The organism is Mucilaginibacter sp., assembly GCF_039925265.1.
Lineage (GTDB): Bacteria > Bacteroidota > Bacteroidia > Sphingobacteriales > Sphingobacteriaceae > Mucilaginibacter.
Map to the genome: position 1 here is coordinate 16,716 of NZ_JBDSZG010000047.1, position 17,921 is coordinate 34,636.

General features: G+C 45.1%; 16 protein-coding genes. 9 read left to right on the plus strand and 7 right to left on the minus strand.

All coding sequences use genetic code 11. The features are described from left to right. The first annotated feature begins 14 nt into the window (after nucleotides 1–14). From ABIX36_RS21520 to ABIX36_RS21530, 3 genes are all read left to right on the plus strand, one after another. Nucleotides 15–1,886: a RagB/SusD family nutrient uptake outer membrane protein gene (locus ABIX36_RS21520; RefSeq protein ID WP_348084230.1), complete on the plus strand. Its 1,872-nt coding sequence runs from the start codon at nucleotides 15–17 to the stop codon at nucleotides 1,884–1,886. Nucleotides 1,887–2,011: 125 nt separating this feature from the next. After that, nucleotides 2,012–2,863, plus strand: coding sequence for a chondroitinase-B domain-containing protein (locus ABIX36_RS21525; protein WP_348084231.1), 852 nt, complete (start codon nucleotides 2,012–2,014; stop codon nucleotides 2,861–2,863). Further along, entirely contained in the window at nucleotides 2,850–3,185 is a 336-nt protein-coding gene (locus ABIX36_RS21530; RefSeq protein ID WP_348084232.1) for a hypothetical protein, read from the plus strand. The genes ABIX36_RS21525 and ABIX36_RS21530 overlap by 14 nt, the downstream gene beginning before the upstream one ends. A 45-nt stretch (nucleotides 3,186–3,230) precedes the next feature. Here ABIX36_RS21530 and ABIX36_RS21535 read toward each other — a convergent pair whose 3' ends face one another. From ABIX36_RS21535 to ABIX36_RS21545, 3 genes are all read right to left on the minus strand, one after another. After that, complete coding sequence (locus ABIX36_RS21535) at nucleotides 3,231–3,476, minus strand: hypothetical protein (protein ID WP_348084233.1); 246 nt, start codon at nucleotides 3,474–3,476, stop codon at nucleotides 3,231–3,233. Nucleotides 3,477–4,039: 563 nt separating this feature from the next. Beyond that, the gene (locus ABIX36_RS21540; protein WP_348084234.1) at nucleotides 4,040–4,450 is read right to left on the minus strand and encodes a cupin domain-containing protein; all 411 of its coding nucleotides are present in this window, start codon (nucleotides 4,448–4,450) and stop codon (nucleotides 4,040–4,042) included. A gap of 51 nt (nucleotides 4,451–4,501) precedes the next feature. Continuing rightward, on the minus strand, nucleotides 4,502–5,794 hold the full coding sequence (locus ABIX36_RS21545; RefSeq protein ID WP_348084235.1) for an epoxide hydrolase family protein: 1,293 nt from the start codon (nucleotides 5,792–5,794) through the stop codon (nucleotides 4,502–4,504). A 513-nt stretch (nucleotides 5,795–6,307) separates the two neighbouring features. Here ABIX36_RS21545 and ABIX36_RS21550 point away from each other — a divergent pair. The 5 genes from ABIX36_RS21550 (at nucleotide 6,308) to ABIX36_RS21570 (ending at nucleotide 9,367) form a co-directional block, all read left to right on the plus strand. Beyond that, complete coding sequence (locus tag ABIX36_RS21550; RefSeq protein WP_348084236.1) at nucleotides 6,308–6,841, plus strand: YceI family protein; 534 nt, start codon at nucleotides 6,308–6,310, stop codon at nucleotides 6,839–6,841. Between the two features lie 28 nt (nucleotides 6,842–6,869). After that, the gene (locus ABIX36_RS21555; protein WP_348084237.1) at nucleotides 6,870–7,088 is read left to right on the plus strand and encodes a 4-oxalocrotonate tautomerase family protein; all 219 of its coding nucleotides are present in this window, start codon (nucleotides 6,870–6,872) and stop codon (nucleotides 7,086–7,088) included. Nucleotides 7,089–7,093: 5 nt separating this feature from the next. Continuing rightward, the gene (locus tag ABIX36_RS21560; protein WP_348084238.1) at nucleotides 7,094–7,828 is read left to right on the plus strand and encodes an SDR family oxidoreductase; all 735 of its coding nucleotides are present in this window, start codon (nucleotides 7,094–7,096) and stop codon (nucleotides 7,826–7,828) included. A 71-nt stretch (nucleotides 7,829–7,899) separates the two neighbouring features. After that, the gene (locus ABIX36_RS21565) at nucleotides 7,900–8,280 is read left to right on the plus strand and encodes a nuclear transport factor 2 family protein (protein ID WP_348084239.1); all 381 of its coding nucleotides are present in this window, start codon (nucleotides 7,900–7,902) and stop codon (nucleotides 8,278–8,280) included. Between the two features lie 10 nt (nucleotides 8,281–8,290). After that, the gene (locus ABIX36_RS21570; RefSeq protein WP_348084240.1) at nucleotides 8,291–9,367 is read left to right on the plus strand and encodes a nitronate monooxygenase; all 1,077 of its coding nucleotides are present in this window, start codon (nucleotides 8,291–8,293) and stop codon (nucleotides 9,365–9,367) included. Between the two features lie 105 nt (nucleotides 9,368–9,472). On the opposite strand, the gene ABIX36_RS21575 is transcribed toward ABIX36_RS21570, so the two are convergent. Beyond that, the gene (locus ABIX36_RS21575) at nucleotides 9,473–10,045 is read right to left on the minus strand and encodes a Crp/Fnr family transcriptional regulator (protein WP_348084241.1); all 573 of its coding nucleotides are present in this window, start codon (nucleotides 10,043–10,045) and stop codon (nucleotides 9,473–9,475) included. Nucleotides 10,046–10,445: 400 nt separating this feature from the next. Between ABIX36_RS21575 and ABIX36_RS21580 the strand changes: the two genes are divergently transcribed. Beyond that, a complete protein-coding gene (locus ABIX36_RS21580) occupies nucleotides 10,446–13,682 on the plus strand; it encodes a family 78 glycoside hydrolase catalytic domain (RefSeq protein ID WP_348084242.1) in 3,237 nt (1,078 codons plus the stop codon). A gap of 531 nt (nucleotides 13,683–14,213) precedes the next feature. On the opposite strand, the gene ABIX36_RS21585 is transcribed toward ABIX36_RS21580, so the two are convergent. The 3 genes from ABIX36_RS21585 to ABIX36_RS21595 form a co-directional block, all read right to left on the minus strand. Then, the gene (locus ABIX36_RS21585) at nucleotides 14,214–15,668 is read right to left on the minus strand and encodes a glycoside hydrolase family 28 protein (RefSeq protein ID WP_348084243.1); all 1,455 of its coding nucleotides are present in this window, start codon (nucleotides 15,666–15,668) and stop codon (nucleotides 14,214–14,216) included. A 93-nt stretch (nucleotides 15,669–15,761) separates the two neighbouring features. Beyond that, the gene (locus ABIX36_RS21590; RefSeq protein WP_348084244.1) at nucleotides 15,762–16,631 is read right to left on the minus strand and encodes an inositol oxygenase family protein; all 870 of its coding nucleotides are present in this window, start codon (nucleotides 16,629–16,631) and stop codon (nucleotides 15,762–15,764) included. Nucleotides 16,632–16,832: 201 nt separating this feature from the next. Beyond that, nucleotides 16,833–17,840 (minus strand): LacI family DNA-binding transcriptional regulator, encoded by a 1,008-nt coding sequence (locus ABIX36_RS21595; RefSeq protein ID WP_348084245.1) that lies wholly within the window; start codon nucleotides 17,838–17,840, stop codon nucleotides 16,833–16,835. Between the last annotated feature and the right edge of the window lie 81 nt (nucleotides 17,841–17,921).

A 17,921-nucleotide genomic window follows, 5' to 3' on the forward strand; every position in this document is an offset into this window, starting at 1 on the left:
AAAGAAATTAGATTATGAAAAAGATAAATAAAAATATAATAGCCGCGCTGGCAATTGCTGCTGTGTTTGCCGCCGGCGGATGCACCAAACGAAGCGATCTTTTCCCGGAAGCGCCTTCAAAATATACACCGGGTAACACATTGGTTTCGCCCGGGGCTTTCCGGTCGGCATTATTAAACTTAAACCTTAGCGTTAGATTTGAATATTTTGGAGACGCGGCACCTATGCTCACTGAGTCCATTTTTACAGATGCTGCAGTTGAAGGTACAACCGATAAAACAACTCCCGCGCAGGATCTGAACATCAGGATAACACCTTCCGCTAACTTAAACAGCGACGATTATAATAAAATAGGCAGGTACTGGCAGGTTTGGTGGCAAGGTGTGCACGATGCCAACGTGATCATTACCAGGATTGGCGATATCCAATGGCCATCTCAGGATGAAAAGGATAAGGTTTTAGCCGCTGCATATTTCCACAGGGCCTACAGGTATTACCGCCTGGTGCACGAATTTGGAGATATCCCGTTGCTTTTAAAAGAGGAAACTATTGTAAATACCTCATTTGTAAGTACACAACGGATGGTGATTCTTAAAAAAATGAAGGAGGACCTGGATTTTGCAGTAACCAAACTGGTAGATAATGGCAACAAAGGCGAACCATCGAAAGGCGCGGCAGCTCACTTATTAGCCAAAATAGACCTTGCATTAGGTTTATTTGACGAAGCTATCGCAGCGACAAACATTGCGATAAACGGCCCATACGCCTTAATGACCAATCGCTTTGGTATTGTTGCCAGCGATGCTTCAAAGAACGTAGTGTGGGATTTGCACCGCCCCGAGAACAAAGCTATCGCATCTAACACCGAAGCGCTTTACATCGTAATTGACCGTGAAAGTTTAGATGGCGCGACGGTTAATGGTTCGCAGGTGATGCGTAACTGTGTGCCTATGTGGCATAATGGTACCATTTTAAGCCCCGGTGCATTAAAGCCGGGTATTTCTGATAAAATTACCGAAGAGTTCCCGATTACGCTTTGGTACGGCCGTGGTATTGGCCGTTTACGCGGTACGCCTTACGCTACCAAATATATCTGGACAGACAATACCGACCTGCGCCATGCACCAGGTATGTGGATGAACATGACAGACCTGGTTTACAACCAACCCGGGCTTAAAACAACGGATGCTGCCTGGTACGGAAAAAGCCTTGACCAATATACTGCAGCAAACGTAAATCAAAGATTCTTGAACGGCGCTAAGGATACCATCAGGGCATGGTTTGGCTGGCCGCACTATAAAGTGTTCATCGGTTCTGGTAAAACAGCTGCTGATAAATGGTGGTCCCCACCCCGTGGTACCAATACCGATTGGTATGTATTCCGTTTAGCAGAAACCTACCTGTTGCGCGCCGAAGCTTACTGGTGGAAAGGCCAAACAGCGCTTGCCATGGCCGATATTAACAAAGTAAGAGCACGTGCCAAGGCGGAACTGTTAACCGATGACAGTAAAGTGAACATAGGCACTATATTAGATGAGCGCCAAAGGGAGCTTTATTGGGAAGAGCCGCGTAAAACCGAGCTAACACGTATGTCCTTTATTTTTGCCCAAACAGGTAAAGCAGCTTACAATGGTAAAACTTACAGCGTGGCAAGTTTTTCTACCAATAACTTCTTTTACGACAGGATAATGGAGAAAAACGATTTTTATAAGAATCCAGCCGTTGTAACCAACTCGGGTAACCATTTTACCATCTCCCCATACCACGTGTTATGGCCGATACCACAACCGGATATCGATCTTAACATCAATGGGCATATTAACCAAAACAAAGGCTATACGGGGTCAGAGAATAATATCCCGCCTTTAGATAAAATAGTACCGTAGTTAAAAATACGCTTTATTGTTTTTGTATGAGGCGTATATGGTATAGTTGATTATATAATTTGAGTAACCAGGCCCTGAATTTTGCGGGCCTGGTTTTAATATTTATGAATTAATTTAAGCACGATATGATGAAATACCCTGTATTGACGGTGATTTGCCTTTGCGTTGTTCAATTGAGCTTTGGTGAAATTTATAAAGTGGCAACACAGGACGAGTTTTATAAAGCCGCGTCTGTTATTTTGCCGGGCGACGAAATTGTAGTTGCCAATGGTAATTATAGCGACTGGAGCCTCACGCTAAACGCTAACGGAACAGCCGATAAGCCAATTATAGTTAGGGGAGAAAAGGCCGGTAAAGTAGTATTTAACGGGGAGGTTCGCCAGCCTGTATTAAAATTGACGGGAAGTTATATACAGCTTAATGACTTGAAGTTTGAAGGCTGCCAGTTATTTAAGACCAAAGGAACAGACGTTGTTTTGATACAGGTGGATGCGGCAAAACATTGCCGCGTTACCAATTGTGTTTTTACCAAAAACACGGTGGATGCCCAGTTTATGCCCATCGTGGTAGTATCCGGCCACGGCGATCATAACCGGGTAGATCATTGCCATTTCAGCGCCAATTTTAACAACCAGGAAGTACAGGTGCGGGTTGGCAAGGAAGGTGTATCGCTATACACTCTCATCGACCATAACACATTTATGGATAAGGACAGCGTTACCTGGAAGGGCAATAATGGCGGCGAATGCGTACAAATAGGGCAAGACCCTATTCTACTGGGCAACCGTTATTCCTACGCCACGGTACGGGATAACCGCTTTATCCGCTGCAGCGGCGAGCCGGAAGTGATCAGCAATAAATCATCGGGCAATAAATACATTAATAACTATTTTGAAGACTGCCACGGCGAACTGGTGATGCGCGGCGGGCATGAATGCCTGGTTGATAGCAATAAATTTGCGGGTGGCACGGGTTAACGGCACTGCGCATACCATCACCAATAATTCGTTTAAAGAGTTGCCAATAGCTATCAGGCTGATGTATGGCATGGCGAAAGGAAAGATCGATACCGGTTTTTATATCGCGGCAAGTGATTGCGTTATCAAAAACAATAAGATAAACCACTGTGGTACCGGCATTTTAATAGGCGGCAGTAAAAACGCGGATTGGACGGGCAAATTCGATACAAAGCGCTACCCATCCCGCACTATGCAAGATGTAGCGCCTTTTAATAACGAGGTAAAAAGCAACGCCATCAAAAATACCAGGGTGCCGGTGCTTAAAGAAACTGCTCCCTAACGGGGCGGACGGAGAACACTTGGCAATTGTTCAGTTCCGTCAAAATCAGGATATTGAGTTACCCGCCGTGACTTCAAAATCTTCCCGGTGAGAAAACATTCTGCCGTCGTACTCCCAATCGAGGATTAGCTTCCATTTGCCCGCATTACATTCTGTAACCGGTATCTCCAGCAGATCGCCTTTCGAGCTTTGTACCTTCATCCTAAAACAAGACGCCCCAACGCAGCTTACCGGTGTGAAAATGGCATTGCCATTTACCGGATGGTTAAAGTTAAATCGTATGATTTTCATGGTGGTTGAATTTACTAAGGTAAAGTTAAAACATCCATGGCTAAATAAAAGTGACGACCGTCACAATATTTACAAAAATATTTATGCCGGCCGTACTTCGGAGTGCATGTGATAGATATTTAGGGAGCGCTATTGTTCGCGAGGGCTATTTTAGGGTGATCTTTGTCCCATCGGGCAATAAAACCACCTCGGTTTTTGCCGGAGCAGAGTACACTGTAATGTAATTTACCGGAGCGCTATCCACTGATGTGGTACGATAAAAAAAGAACGCCGTAACGCTGATGATAACCGCGATGAGTGCGGCAGATCTAACGTACTGCTTCCTCTTTTTAAGTGCCCATAACCATAGTTAATAATCAACGATGATGGCATCCCTGTTTAGGTGCGTATAAACACGGCCTGTTCGCTTGATGTTTCTGCGGGGCCGGGCGGAAATTTAACCTTAGCGAATTACGATTGTCTTACAAGGCAGTATAGAATGTTTTTTTAAGCAAAAAAACGCCTTGATTGATACATTAAGGCGTTTTTAAACTGCTTTTTGACGTAGTGGCTGCTTTTGATATTTATTTAATGGGTGTGATCAGTGGCTCACCCTTCTTTACAATGTAGGTAGCGAGTTCTTTCGCGTTTCCGCTTCCTACGTTTTTCGCCGAATGGACTGCTCCCGAGGGGATGAACAATACATCGCCGGCTTTCAGGCTAACCGGCGGCTTGCCTTCTACCTGGTATTCTATCACCCCTTCCAGTACGTAGATAACCTCTTCTCCGGGGTGCTTGTGCTTTCCGGCTACGGCACCCGGGGCAAAGTCGACACGTAACTGAACGGCTTCATGGCCGGGAATGCTTAGGTCGTGTTGTTGAAGTTCCACTCGCCCTATTTTGGATTGCTGGGCCCGGGCGGGGTTAGTGAAGGCAAATATTGCTATTGCGCCAATAGCAATAATGCCGGTGAGGGAATTTTTTCTATTTTTCATTTTTTGTGTTTTTAATTATTGAAATTTATATTGATACAGTTGCGGTTAGTATTAACGCAGTGATTTGAACGCTGCACGCAGTTCGTTGGTAAACAATTGCGGCTGTTCCCATGCGGCGAAATGCCCGCCTTTATCCACCTCGTGGAAGTAGATGAGGTTTTTAAACGCCCGGCGTGCCCATGTTTCCGGGCCGGTGTAAACATCTTCGGGAAATAGGGTGATGGCTACCGGTAATGTGATCTGATCAGTTTTCTGCGAACCGGCGCTGATCAACTCTCCATTCCTGTTTTCCCAATAGATGCGGGCGGAAGATGTAGCAGTATTGGTAAGCCAGTATAGCGAAATATCGTCGAGCACGTCGTCTTTAGTTAAGGGTTGTTTAGGGTCGTTACCATACGCCCAGGTAGCAAAACCCGGGTGCAGTAGTAGCCACGCCGCAAGGCCCACCGGGGAATCTGTAATGCCGTAACCAACGGCCTGTGGCCGCGCGGTCATTGTTGTTTTGTAGATAAAACCACCTTCTTTTAACGATTTAACAAGCTTATCAAAAGCAACAACTTCCTGTGAAGAAAGCCCTGCCGGTGCAACACCGCTTCCTAATGCTTTGCCTGCTTCATTAGGTAAGGTAGCGGGTAAGTTGCTATGGATACCCAGTAAACCTGTAGGTGCCTGTAGTGCCATTTCGTTAACAATACCGGCACCCCAATCGCCGCCTTGGGCAACGTAGTGTTTATATCCAAGGCGATTCATCAGCACTGCCCAGGCCTTGCCAATACGGGCATTATTCCAGCCTGCTTCGGTTGGCTTGCCCGAAAAACCAAACCCGGGCAAAGAAGGGATGATAACGTCAAATGCATCTTCAGCATTGCCGCCATGGGCAACCGGGTTAGTTAATGGATCGATGACCTTCAATAGTTCAAATACCGACCCGGGCCAGCCGTGGCTAATGATAACCGGCATCGCATTGCGCTCTTTAGAGCGAACGTGAATAAAATGGATATCTACACCATCTATAGTAGTCATAAACTGCGGGTAAGCGTTCAGTTTTGCTTCAGCTTTACGCCAATCGTAGCTTTTGCCCCAGTATTTTGCCACCCCTTGTAAATCAGAAAGTTTTGCTCCCTGCGACCTGTCGGCAACAGTTTCTTTATCGGGCCACCTGGTTTGCAGTATACGCGACCGAAGGTCTTTTAAACTTGCATCCGCTACATGAATATGGAATGGGCGCACACTTTGATCGGCTGCGTTTACAGACGGGCCGCCTTGTGCGTGGGTAAATGTGCTTTGTAAAGCCATTGCTCCGCTCAGCATCGTGCTGGCGAGAATTTTTGTTGTTGTTTTCATTATTTAAATTTTTTGTGTTTTTAATTGTTGATCAAAAGTACCCTCACAATGGGTTTTGTCCCATCCTTAATGGGCCCATGTAGCCAAAGTTGATCCTCAGCCAGACATTTGTAAGTCCGACATATTTAATGCATCTGTTGAAAGATTTAATGTTGGAGAAGCTGATAGTCCAGCTGATCAGCTTAACGGAACCCTGTACCACGCCGGGTCGTTTTTTCCATCGCCAATTAACGGAATTTCGTAGCTCATAAATCAGCCACTTGTATTAATCTACTGATTGTAAGTATTTTGAATCAATGGCATATCGGTTGTATAAACGCCAATGCATTAGATAGTGGGTAGGGTCGAGATCGGTTTCTGTGATCCAGGTCACATAAATCCAGGCTCTTTAAAATGTGATGTACATCACGTAGCAGATAGCATTTTCCTGCCGTCCTTTGTATCATCAATAAGCGATAGCCTGCGAGGCTGGCTTTAAAAATTGAAATATTTACAACAATTTATAATAAGAAAATGAAAACTCAAAAATTTAACATTGAAAGCTCACAGAGCAGTATCGATTGGACCGGCAGAAAAGTGACCGACGCACACAATGGCACTATCGATATCAAAGAAGGACAGTTAACGCTGGAGAACGGCGACCTTACCGGCGGGAATTTTGTAATTGATACCACATCTATCAAAATTTTGGATGTAACAGACCCGGCCACCAACGCGCAGTTTGCCGGGCACCTTGCTTCGGATGATTTTTTCTCCTCAGAAAAATTCCCCGCTGCTACTTTCGACATTACCGTTGTGATACCAAAATCTGATACCAACTATCACGTTGAAGGTAATTTAACCATCAAAGGCATTACCGAACCTTCATCCTTTGATGTCACTTTAAACCAAAGCAACGAAAGCCTGACAGCAAGCGGCAAGATTGTTATCGACCGCACCAAATACGGTATAAAATTCCGATCGGGAAACTTCTTTAAAGACCTGGGCGACAACCTGATCTATAACGAGTTTGAACTTAATGTATTCATCACTGCCAAGGCTGTTTAAACAGCAGCCTTGCTTAAAAAATAAAGCCATGCCATACGTAAAAATTGAAGTAACCCGCGAAGGGGTTACCCGCGAGCAAAAACAAGCCCTGATAAAGGGCGTAACCGACCTGATTACCGGAACGCTAAACAAAGACCCACACTTAACCCATGTGGTTATCCAGGAAATTGAACTGGACGATTGGGGATACGCAGGCGAGCAGGTATCAGTATTAAGAGAAAAAGGCATCACTGCCGATAAAAAATAAACATCATGAAAAAGCAAACCGTAATCGTTACCGGTGCATCCTCCGGTATTGGAAAAGAGATAGCCCGCCATTTTTTGGCAATTGGCGACAACGTGGTTATTAATTCAATTACCACAGAAAAATTAGCAAAAGTGTTTGAAGAACTTGGCGCGGGCGATAATCTGGCAATGGTTGCCGGTAACGTAGCCGATAAACACACCGGTGAGCAATTGGTGGCAACCGCGATAGCCAAATTTGGCTCGGCAGATGTGCTGATAAACAATGCCGGTATATTTGAAACCAAGCCATTCCTCGAGGTTGATGAAGCTTACCTTGACCGTTTTTTGAATACCAACTTAAAGGGCACGTATTTTACAACCCAGGCGGTTATTCCGCAGATGCTTAAACAGCAAGATGGCGTGGTCATCAATATTGGCACACCATTGGTTAACCACGCGCTTGGAGGCGTACCTATTACCGCTCAAATGGCATCAAAAGGAGCAATACACGCGCTTACCCTTCAACTGGCCGCTGAGTTTGGTAAAGACAACATAAGAGTGAACACTATTGCACCCGGTACCATCCGTACGCCTATGCATGGTGATGACGCCCATAAAAGTGCTGCTTTGCACCTGCTGAACCGTGTTGGCGAAGTAGAAGATGTTGCGGAAATGGTTTATACTGTTGCCAAGAGCAATTTCATAAGCGGAGCTATAATTAACGTTGATGGCGGAATGGCTGCCGGGCATAACCTAAACTGAAATAACGTTGTTTTTTAAACCGTTTTTATGCGCTGCGTTGTGCAGTGCGTAAAAACAAAAAACGGAAAGAAATGGAAACAAATGAACAAGGCAGGGCCGCTATTACGCAGGCACTCGAAAATAATTACTTCGAAGGGATCTATGAAGGCAATATCGGCTTGTTAAACGAGATCTTTCACCCGGGCACGTTGCTGTTTGGTGACGTTAAGGGCGCACCTTACGCCAAAACACTCGAACAGTATTTGGATGGCGTAAAAAACCGCCAAAGCCCGAAAGATTCGGGCAAACCGTTTAAGGGTGAAATTATTGCTATTAAAATAGTAAATTCAATCGCCATTGCCGAAGTAACGGTGAAAATGTACGACTTCAATTACCATGATCTCCTGTCGTTTCACCGGATAGATAATAAGTGGCTCATCGTTAATAAAATGATGAGCGATATAAACGAATAAATTAAAACTTATGTGGTACAACACAAAAGCAACAGCATTATTGGGTATTGAGTACCCTATTATGCAAGGGCCATTCGGCGGCGGGCTTTCCACCGTTGAATTGGTAGCAACGGTATCTAACGCGGGCGGTTTAGGCGGATATGGCGCTTATACTTTAAGTCCGCAAGAAATCTACGAGGTTAATAAGCGGATAATCGCCGCAACCAACAAGCCCTATAACCTCAATCTGTGGGTTTCTGATACCGATGCAATAGACGGTACCGTCTCCGATGACCATTTTGAACAGGCGAAAGCCTTGTTTAAGCCTTATTTTGAGGAGGCAGGTATAGCATTGCCCGAAAAGCCTGCTCCGTTTAAGTCCCGGTTTGAGAACCAGGTTGAAGTGGTGCTGGATATCCGCCCAAAAGTGTTCAGCTTTATGTTTGGCATACCATCGGCAGATATCCTGGAGCAATGCCGCAGGCTGGGCATCAAAACAGTTGGCGCAGCCACTACGCTCGACGAAGCCATTGCCTTGGATGCGGCCGGCGTAGATATGATCATTGCTTCGGGCTTTGAGGCGGGCGGGCACCGTCCATCGTTTTTAGCACCCGCCGAGCAATCCACCACCGGTACCTTTGTATTGGTGCAACTGATCAAAGAAAAAGCGAAGGCAGCGGTAATTGCGGCAGGCGGGATTGCCAATGGGAGGGGAATTGCTGCGGCACTAACGTTAGGTGCAGATGCTGCCCAGATGGGGACGGCGTTTTTAGCTACCGACGAATCGGGCGCGTTGCCTATTCACCGGCAAATGCTTTTCTCAAATGCAGCGAGGCATACCACTTTGTCACTTGCCTTTACAGGCAGGCTTGGCCGCGGTATCACCAGCAGGATAGCGAAGGATTTAATAGGGAAGGAGAGGCAATTTCTGCCATTTCCTTTACAAACAACTTTCATGTCTACCTTGCGAAAAGGGGCGCTTGATCAACAAAAGCTGGACATGATATTGTTTTGGGGCGGGCAAATTGCGCCTATACTCAAACACACCAATGCGGCTAACCTGATGCAATCGTTAATTAAGGAAACGTCTGCAATTATGGGTATCTGAAAATAATCGAGTGGACGCAACACTATGCGCGCCTAATTTTTAAGTGTACCGCCCCGGCACGCTAAGTTAGAAACTGAAGCGCCTTGATCCCAGGAATAAACACTTTCAGGGATGATAAAGGCGGCTAAGGGTCTCCCTCGAAACGCCCAGGTAGGCAGCAATTAAATGTTTGGGAACGATGTTGTACAATTGAGGGTATTGCGCCAACAGTTCCTCGTAGCGATGTTTTACATCATTATTCATGAACGATAGCAATCGTTTTTGCGCTGCCACATAACCTTTGTTGGTTCGCCAGCGAAAAAAGTGGCCTATTTGGGGGATCTCGTTACAAAGCTTTTCCCTGTCGGCGTTGGATAGGCAAAGCACTTCGGCATTAGTGATACAATCTACATTGATAGAAGCTTTGCTGCCGCTGTAAAGTGCCTGGTAATCCGACGCCCACCAGTTTGGCATAGCAAACTGAAGGATAAACATTTTCAGATCGGGGTTAATATAAAAGGATTTGAGGCAGCCATCGAGCACAAAATATTCCCACTCAACCTTGTCGCCCGCCGTGATGATACTTTGGCCTTTTTTGAAAGACGATAGTTTAAAATGCGAGTAAACGTGATCGAACTGCTCGTCCGTTAAGGTTATGGTATTTGCAATATGCCCCGCAAGGGCTTCCCTGGCATCCATCAAACCAAAATTACCTTTTGAATTTTAATTTTCGGCCTGTTTCATGGTTTATTTTTATGCAGGTTCAGCCATTTGATTTTTATGGTTAGTGATTACTGTTTAATTGTATTAAGGCAGTAAATCAATCATTGGCTGCCTTTAAGTGCTTCAATTTCAGCTATCAGGACTTAAAAATTGGAACACGTATTTAGATCGTAACCGTAAAGGATTTTTATTTATCATATTGTATAAATCTTTTATCAAAATTGGTATTTACCTGATAGTCGATTTCTATAGATTTGACTTATAAAATTAACCTACTTACAGCTGTTTAGGCACCGTTAAATTATACACCAAAGCAGCTTAAATTTACACCAGGCAATTATGCCAAAGCTCTTATTAACCCGATAACCTGTAGATAATGCATTTTGCCATTAGAAAAGTACTTACCCTGCTTGGGGTATTAATTTGCGGCTGCTGGGCCGTAGCAAACGCGCAAATAGTGCCTGCGCAATTAGCCTGTGAATTAAGACAAGAGCCATTGGGCATAGATGTTGCGCATCCAGGTTTAAGCTATATACTACAAGCCGGTGTACATAAGCGCGGCTTGCGCCAAACCGCCTACCAGATAGTTGTTTCAAACTCGGCTGATTTTGCTGCGGGTACCAACCTTTGGGATTCTAAGAAAGTAAGCACCGATCAAATGGCTTATATCAGTTACTCGGGTAAGCCTTTGAAATCCGGCCACAAATACTGGTGGAAGGTGAGGATTTGGGATCAGGACGGTATAATTTCAGCATGGAGTAAAACTGCATCCTGGACGATGGGGATACTAAATACTGCCGATTGGAAAGGCAGCTGGATAAGTGCGAAAGGCGCTGATAAGTTTGCTTTGAGTCCGTTTGGCTACAAATCTGCTGATGCGGCGAGCGAAAATACGGAGAAATGGGTTCAGGTAGACCTGGGGGAAGCACAACCCATTGCCGAAATATTATTATACCCGCAATTTTATGCTGATAGAGGTGCCTGGGGGTTTCCGCGGCAGTTTAAGTTGGCCATTGCCGATGAGCCGTCTTTTAAAAATGCCACTACTGTAGCAGATTTTACGCATGCAGATTTTGCGCCGCACCGGTACGCGCTGGCACATGTTTATAAATGCGGGGTTAAAGCACGTTATGTAAGGTTAACCGTAAACAAACTGGCGCAGGTTGGCCAGGGCTTTGCCTTTGCCTTGCGGCAGATAGTGGTGATGTCGGGAGGGAAGAACATAGCTGCCGGACGGCCGGTTGAAGCTGCAGACAGCGACGAAAGCAACGGCTTTATTAAAACTAACCTTACCGATAGGGTAAAGGACGAGCGTAGTGTCCCTAACTACTCGTCGATGTTGTTGAGAAAAGAATTTAAGGTACAACCGCGTTTGGTGCGTGCGGTAGTTTTTGTTAGCGGTTTATCGGCCTACGAATTAACTGTTAATGGCCAAAAAATAGGCAATAGTTTGTTTAGCCCCGGTTGGACAGATTATAAAAAAACGGTACTATACGATACATACGATGTTACGCGGCAAATCAAAAGCGGTGCAAACGCTTTGGGGATTATGTTGGGTAACGGCATGTATAACATTCAGCCGGATACTTTTAGGTATGTAAAGTTCATCAACACCTTTGGCGCGGCGAAAGCTATTGCACAATTGAGGTTGGAGTATGCGGATAAAACCGTTAGATATGTAAATACCGATAAAACCTGGCAGGTTTCTCCCGGGCCGGTTACCTACAGTAACCTTTATGGCGGCGAGGACTACGATGCAAATTTAGAACGGAAAGACTGGAACTTCGCGGGATTTAAAAACGCAGGTTGGGAAACTGCCATAGAAACACCAGGCCCGGGGGGAACTTTAAAAGGTTTATCTTGCTCTGCGCCTCCAGTTACGGCTATTGAAACATTACAGCCTGTTAAAATAACGCAGGTAAAGCCAACCATTTTAATATATGATTTTGGCCAGAACGCCTCTATGATGCCTGCGCTTAAAGTACGCGGTGCCAAAGGCTCTGTTATAAGGATGATCCCTTCGGAACTATTGGGTGCAAATGGCTTGGTGGACCGTAAATCGGCAACGCAGGACGGCGTAAGGCCGGCCTGGTGGCAATACACTTTAAAAGGCACAGGTACCGAAACATGGTTCCCCAAATTTTTTTACCAGGGCGCGCGCTATGTGCAGGTAGAGTTGTACCCGGCAGTTGATGGCACCCTGCCCAAACTGGAACAATTGAATGATGTGATAGTGCATTCTTCGTCTGCCCCTGTTGGCCGCTTCGAAAGTTCTAACCCGCTTTTTAATAAAATTTACAGCCTGGTGCGTTGGGCGCAGCGAAGTAATATGATGAGTTTTATGACAGACTGCCCTCAGCGCGAAAAGATGGGCTGGCTGGAAGAAAATCATTTAAATGGGCCCGCGTTGCGGTATAACTACGATATGGCCCCATTGTTTCGCAAATCCATGAACGATATGGCCGATGCGCAGTTGGCAAACGGGTTTGTGCCAAACATTGCTCCGGAGTATTTTATTGCAGGATCGCCGGACCTTAGCAACAGCTTTCGTAACTCCACCGAGTGGGGCAGCTCGTTTATTATCGTTCCATGGCAGCAATATCTGTTCTCGGGCGATATTTCGCTGTTAGAACGGTATTACGAAAAGATGAAAAACTACCTCGGCTTTTTATCCACGCAGACACAAAACCATATTATAACCACTGGCTTAGGCGATTGGTACGACATCGGGCCAAAGGAACCCTGGGGGTCTCAATTAACGCCGGTATCGTTTACAGGCACCGCCGTGTATTATTATGATAACTGGATCATGTGCCGCATTGCACAGCGGTTAAATAAGCAAGGTGATGCTACGGCTTTTCGAAAGTCAGCCGAGGAAATAAAATTAGCTTTTAACAAGACTTTTTATAACTCCCAAACAGGTGTATATGCTACAGGTTCGCAAACGTGTGCCGCTATGCCGTTGTTTTTTGACCTGTGCCCGCCCGAAAAACGGAAGGAGTTATTGGATTGGCTGGTGAAAGACATCCGCAGTCATAACAATAGCTTTACCACAGGCGAAGTTGGCTACCGTTTTCTGCTGAGGGCGCTTGCAGATGAAGGCCGGTCTGATGTGGTGTACGATATGAATAACCAGTCGGACAGGCCGGGGTACGGCTATCAATTAAAAATGGGTGCTACCAGTTTAACCGAAAAGTGGGATGCCGGTGTAGGTGATTTTGGATCACAAAACCACTTCATGTCGGGCCAGATCAACGAGTGGTTTTTTAACGACCTGGTTGGTATCAGTCCCGATGAATCAGGCCCCGGTTTCAGAAGATTTATCATCAAGCCGGCGGTGTTGAAAGGGCTGGATTGGGTTAAAGGTTCCTATTCATCCGTTAGCGGAGATGTAAAATGTGAATGGAACAGAACCGGTGGTAAAACAACAATAGCCGTCATGGTTCCGCCCAATACATCTGCAACAATTTATTTGCCGGCGAATAAGGGTGACACCGTGTTAGAGGGCGTAACGCCGGTAACGCAGGCCAGAGGTGTTATCCACCTAAAAACGAAGGGCAATGATCGGGTATACCAATTACAGTCCGGGAGTTATCAGTTTACCGTTAATTAAACAAGCAAAAACTTAAGCGAATAAACAAGCAAAAACTTAAGCGAAGTATTACGCTTTGCTAACTATGGCGAGTGACGGGTTCACAAAAATATTTGACAATCTATGCAGCAAAGCAAACTGAAAATTGGATTATTTGGCATTGGCCTGGAGGCATACTGGGAACAGTTTGAGGGCTGAAAGAGCGGCTGGAAGGTTACCTGGCCATAGTGGAAGACAAATTTCCGAGGTTCATCCATCGGTTGTAAATCTTTGCCTGGTAGATACACCAGATAAAGCTTTTTCCGCGGCCCGTAGTTTTAAAAAAAAGACGTTGACATCATCTTTTGTATGTAACCACCTACGCGCTGTCATCAACCGTGTTGCCGGCGCATCACTGTGCCGTAGGCGTAGGGCAAATCAGCAGTAAGCTGCATAAACTTGGCGAACTGCTTAACTTGGAGGTTGTGCAGGTTTGCTGATGCGGAAGACCAAGTAAATAAACACTATATCCATACCATTGCAACCCTTGGATGATTTACTTAAAGCATCCCGTCATTTAACTATCTTCAAAAAGTTTGGAAATGCAGCTTCACCATCCAGGCTCTCCGCTTTTAAATTGATAATATTTTGGCTTTGTAATGCATGCGCGAAAAATGGCGGGCGATTTATCCCCCATGTTACCGAGCTGTTCCTGATAACAATGTTGGTTGCGTTATCCAGGTAAAAGCCGGATGTGTTGGCTTTTATCAGCCCTTCTACATTTGCCGGCCGCCGGTCATATATGCCGCCGGGTATGTTGGTTGTTTTGTTAATGCGTACGTCCACATTATCAAAATAAACACCGTTGATCTTGTCTGAAGATTCGCCGCTGATGTAAACACCATTCTCGCTCTGGCATTTAATGTTGGTGAAATAGATGTTTTTCACCTCGCCCACTTTGCCTGCCTTTTCCCCCGGAGGCAAACGCCAGCCGGCATCTTTATTAGCTGTAGTAGCCCTGCGGTAGGCGGTTACATAAATAGGTTCGGCCTTGCCCCACCATACATCCGAAAACAGGTGTGCATCCACAATAATGTTGGAGAACACCACATCGCTTACTGTTCCTTCATCCCTGTTTTGGATCCCTAACCCACGGTTACTGTTTTTGATAATGCAGTTATTAATGAGCACGTGGCTGATCCGGTCCACATTTTCAGACCCTATTTTGATAGCGCAGGAGCTGGAGGTCATGGTGCAATTGGTTATCACAATATTTTCGCAGGCGCCATATTCCTGGTATTCACGCCTGTTTTTGAGGCAGATGCAGTCGTCGCCCGATTCGATATAACAATCGCTGATGCGTACGTTTTTGCTGTGGTCGAGATCGATGCCGTCGCTGTTGCGAATTTTAACACTGTTTAAAAGCGTGATGCCGCTGATCACCACATCGTTACAGCCAGCCAGGTGTATGGTCCAATAAGCGGAGTTGCAGACAGTGAGATCGCGAATGTGTACCTGTTTGCAATTTACAAGCGTAAGCAAATGCGGCCTCGGATCTACCACGTTAAATGGCTTTAATTCATAGGAGTCATCCAGTTCCTTGCCCATAAAAGCAATGCCGTTGCCATCTATAATACCGCCGCCGCTAATGGTTACATCTACTAAATCCTTACCGCCTATCCAGATGGTGCCTTCACCTTTGTTAGCACGAAATGCGCTTTCTGTATACTTTTTTTCGTCGGCGCTTGCTAATATTTTAGCACCGTGATCCACATATAACTCCACATGCGACTTCAAACTAAACGGACCCGCCACGTAAGTGCCGGCAGGAACAACAACTTTGCCACCTCCACTTAACGAACAGGCATCTATCGCTTTTTGCAGGGCAACTGCGTTATCGGTTTGCCCATCGGCCTTTGCACCATATTTGGTTATATTAAATACATGCTGCGCCTGAGCGAAGGCGATATTGGTTATGAGGATAACAACGACGAATGCTGCCAGGTAACTTAACTTTCTGTAGATCATATATTTTATTTGACAGGCAGGACATACGGTTGACCTGCAGGAGCATTCCCCCTCTATTTATCGGGTTGGTCTAATATCAACATTAAAATTTGTTTATAGTTTAACGGTCAGCGGCAGGTATTTAGCTATCAGGTCTTCGTAATAAGGTTTTAACTCTGATACCACCGGAGGTTTCGGGCTTTTTGAGTACAGGTCATACGGGTTAAATTTATCCACCCACTTAAACATCTCGTGGTCATGTGCATTCAGCAAATGATCGTACGCGTTTTCGCGGTGTTGCGAGTAAAACGAATGGTAACGGATCATATACAAAGCTTGTTCCGGCAGGTGGTTTTTGGTGATGTGGTACAAATACTCATCGTGCCCCCATGACATATGTATATTATCTAAACCGCATTGGTGGGTGTAAACGCCGTATTTGGTGTTGTATCGTTCATCGTCATTATCGGGATTATCCGAAAAAAACTCAGGGAAAACTATCTTGTCAGAAAATTTACAGCCCACGGGGAAGGAATCGCCAACAACGTTCCATTGCGGCTCGCCAAAAAGGCAAAGCACTTTACCCAGATCGTGTATAAAGCCGGTAAGCACAAACCAATCGGGGTGCCCGTCGGCGCGGATAGCTTCGGCAGTTTGCAGCAGATGCTGTAACTGATCAAGCGATGTATCGGGATCCGAATCATCTACCAGCGTATTTAAATATTCCATTGCCGACCACCACGGCATTTCCTTTTTATCGAATTGTAAAAAGTTGGCCTTTTTGGCCAGCACGTTATCGTAGGTCTGATATTTATGATTGAGCCTGTAAAATTCGCGTACGGCTACCTTCTTTGGGTCATCATAATTTCTGAATTCTTCTTTAGCTTTGGCCGGTTTGGGCTCGGGATAGCGGTTTAATACATCATCTTCCCATTCCTCAATGCTTGATAAAGGAGACATTTCTTCCTGTGTTACGTTTTTCATAATAGGTGTTTTACTGTGGCGTTATTGGTTATAGCGGTTGCCGTTTTACGTTTTTAGTGCCTTGATAGACAGTTGTATTATCGGCGTAAAATGTGTTGGTTTACAATACTAATTTGAATAATATAGTATGTAGATTTATAGAAATAGGCGAATTTATTTACTTAATCGGTTAAGTAAACCGGCAGGAAACGCTGCTAAAGTTTAAACTACCGAAACGTTTGTTGATTGCCGTTTGATCAGTTCTGATCTCAATACCATGTTTTCAGCTTCGTAATTGTTGTTCTTAAGCACCTTGAAAAGCATTGTTGCCGCCTGTTTGCCAATTTCATAGGCCGGTTGTGTAATGGTTGTTAAGGAGGGATTGAGGAGTGATGCGCTATCGAGGTTTGAAAAGCTCACGATCTTAACATCTCCAGGGATAGTAATGCCCAGGTCGTTACAAGTGTAATAACACAATTTGGCCAATTTTTCAACGGAAGAAACAATCCCATCGGGTTTTATTACTTTCATTAAATGTTGCAATTTGGCTTGGTTATCATCTTTATTATTGCTGCAATTTATAATGAGGGATGGGTTTAACATAAGGCCGCAATCCTGAAGTGCACTTAAATATCCCTGTAATCGTTGATTTCCAACTTCGAGCCCTTGCAGTATCGATAAAAAGGATATTTGCCGGCATCCGCACTCAAAAAGGTGTTTTGTTGCCTGGTAGGCGCTTTCAAAATCGTTGTTTGTAACATGTAATAAGCTGCCACTATAGGTGCGGTCAAAGAAAACTGTGGGTAGCTTCCCTTGTATTTCGTCAAGATGAGTAAAATCTATACCATCAAACGATACCGAGATCAACAGGCCATCTACATAGCGGCCCAGCAGATCGTTGATGAAGAATGCTTCTCTTTCGGATGAATCGTGACTTAGGTAAATTATTAGGTGATACCCTTGCTGGCGTGCCATTTCTTCGATGCCGTTTATGGCCTGTGCAAAAAAGTTGTCGGCAATTTCGGGCAATATCACTGCAATGGTGTTGCTTTTATGCCGGCGCAGGCCGCGGGCAAACGGGTTTGGGCGATAGTTAAGCGATTTCGCCAATTCAAAAACGCGCCCTTTTGTGGCCTCACTTATTTCGTGACTGTTTTGTAACGCTTTGGAAACGGTAGCGGTAGAAAGCTTAAGCGTTTCTGCCAGTTGCCTGATTGTGATCTCGCCCATTTTTTATCGCTAATTTATCTGTGGTTACTTACTATGCGTCACATTTTCTCAAAAGAAGTTAATGCAAGCACATGTGCATGT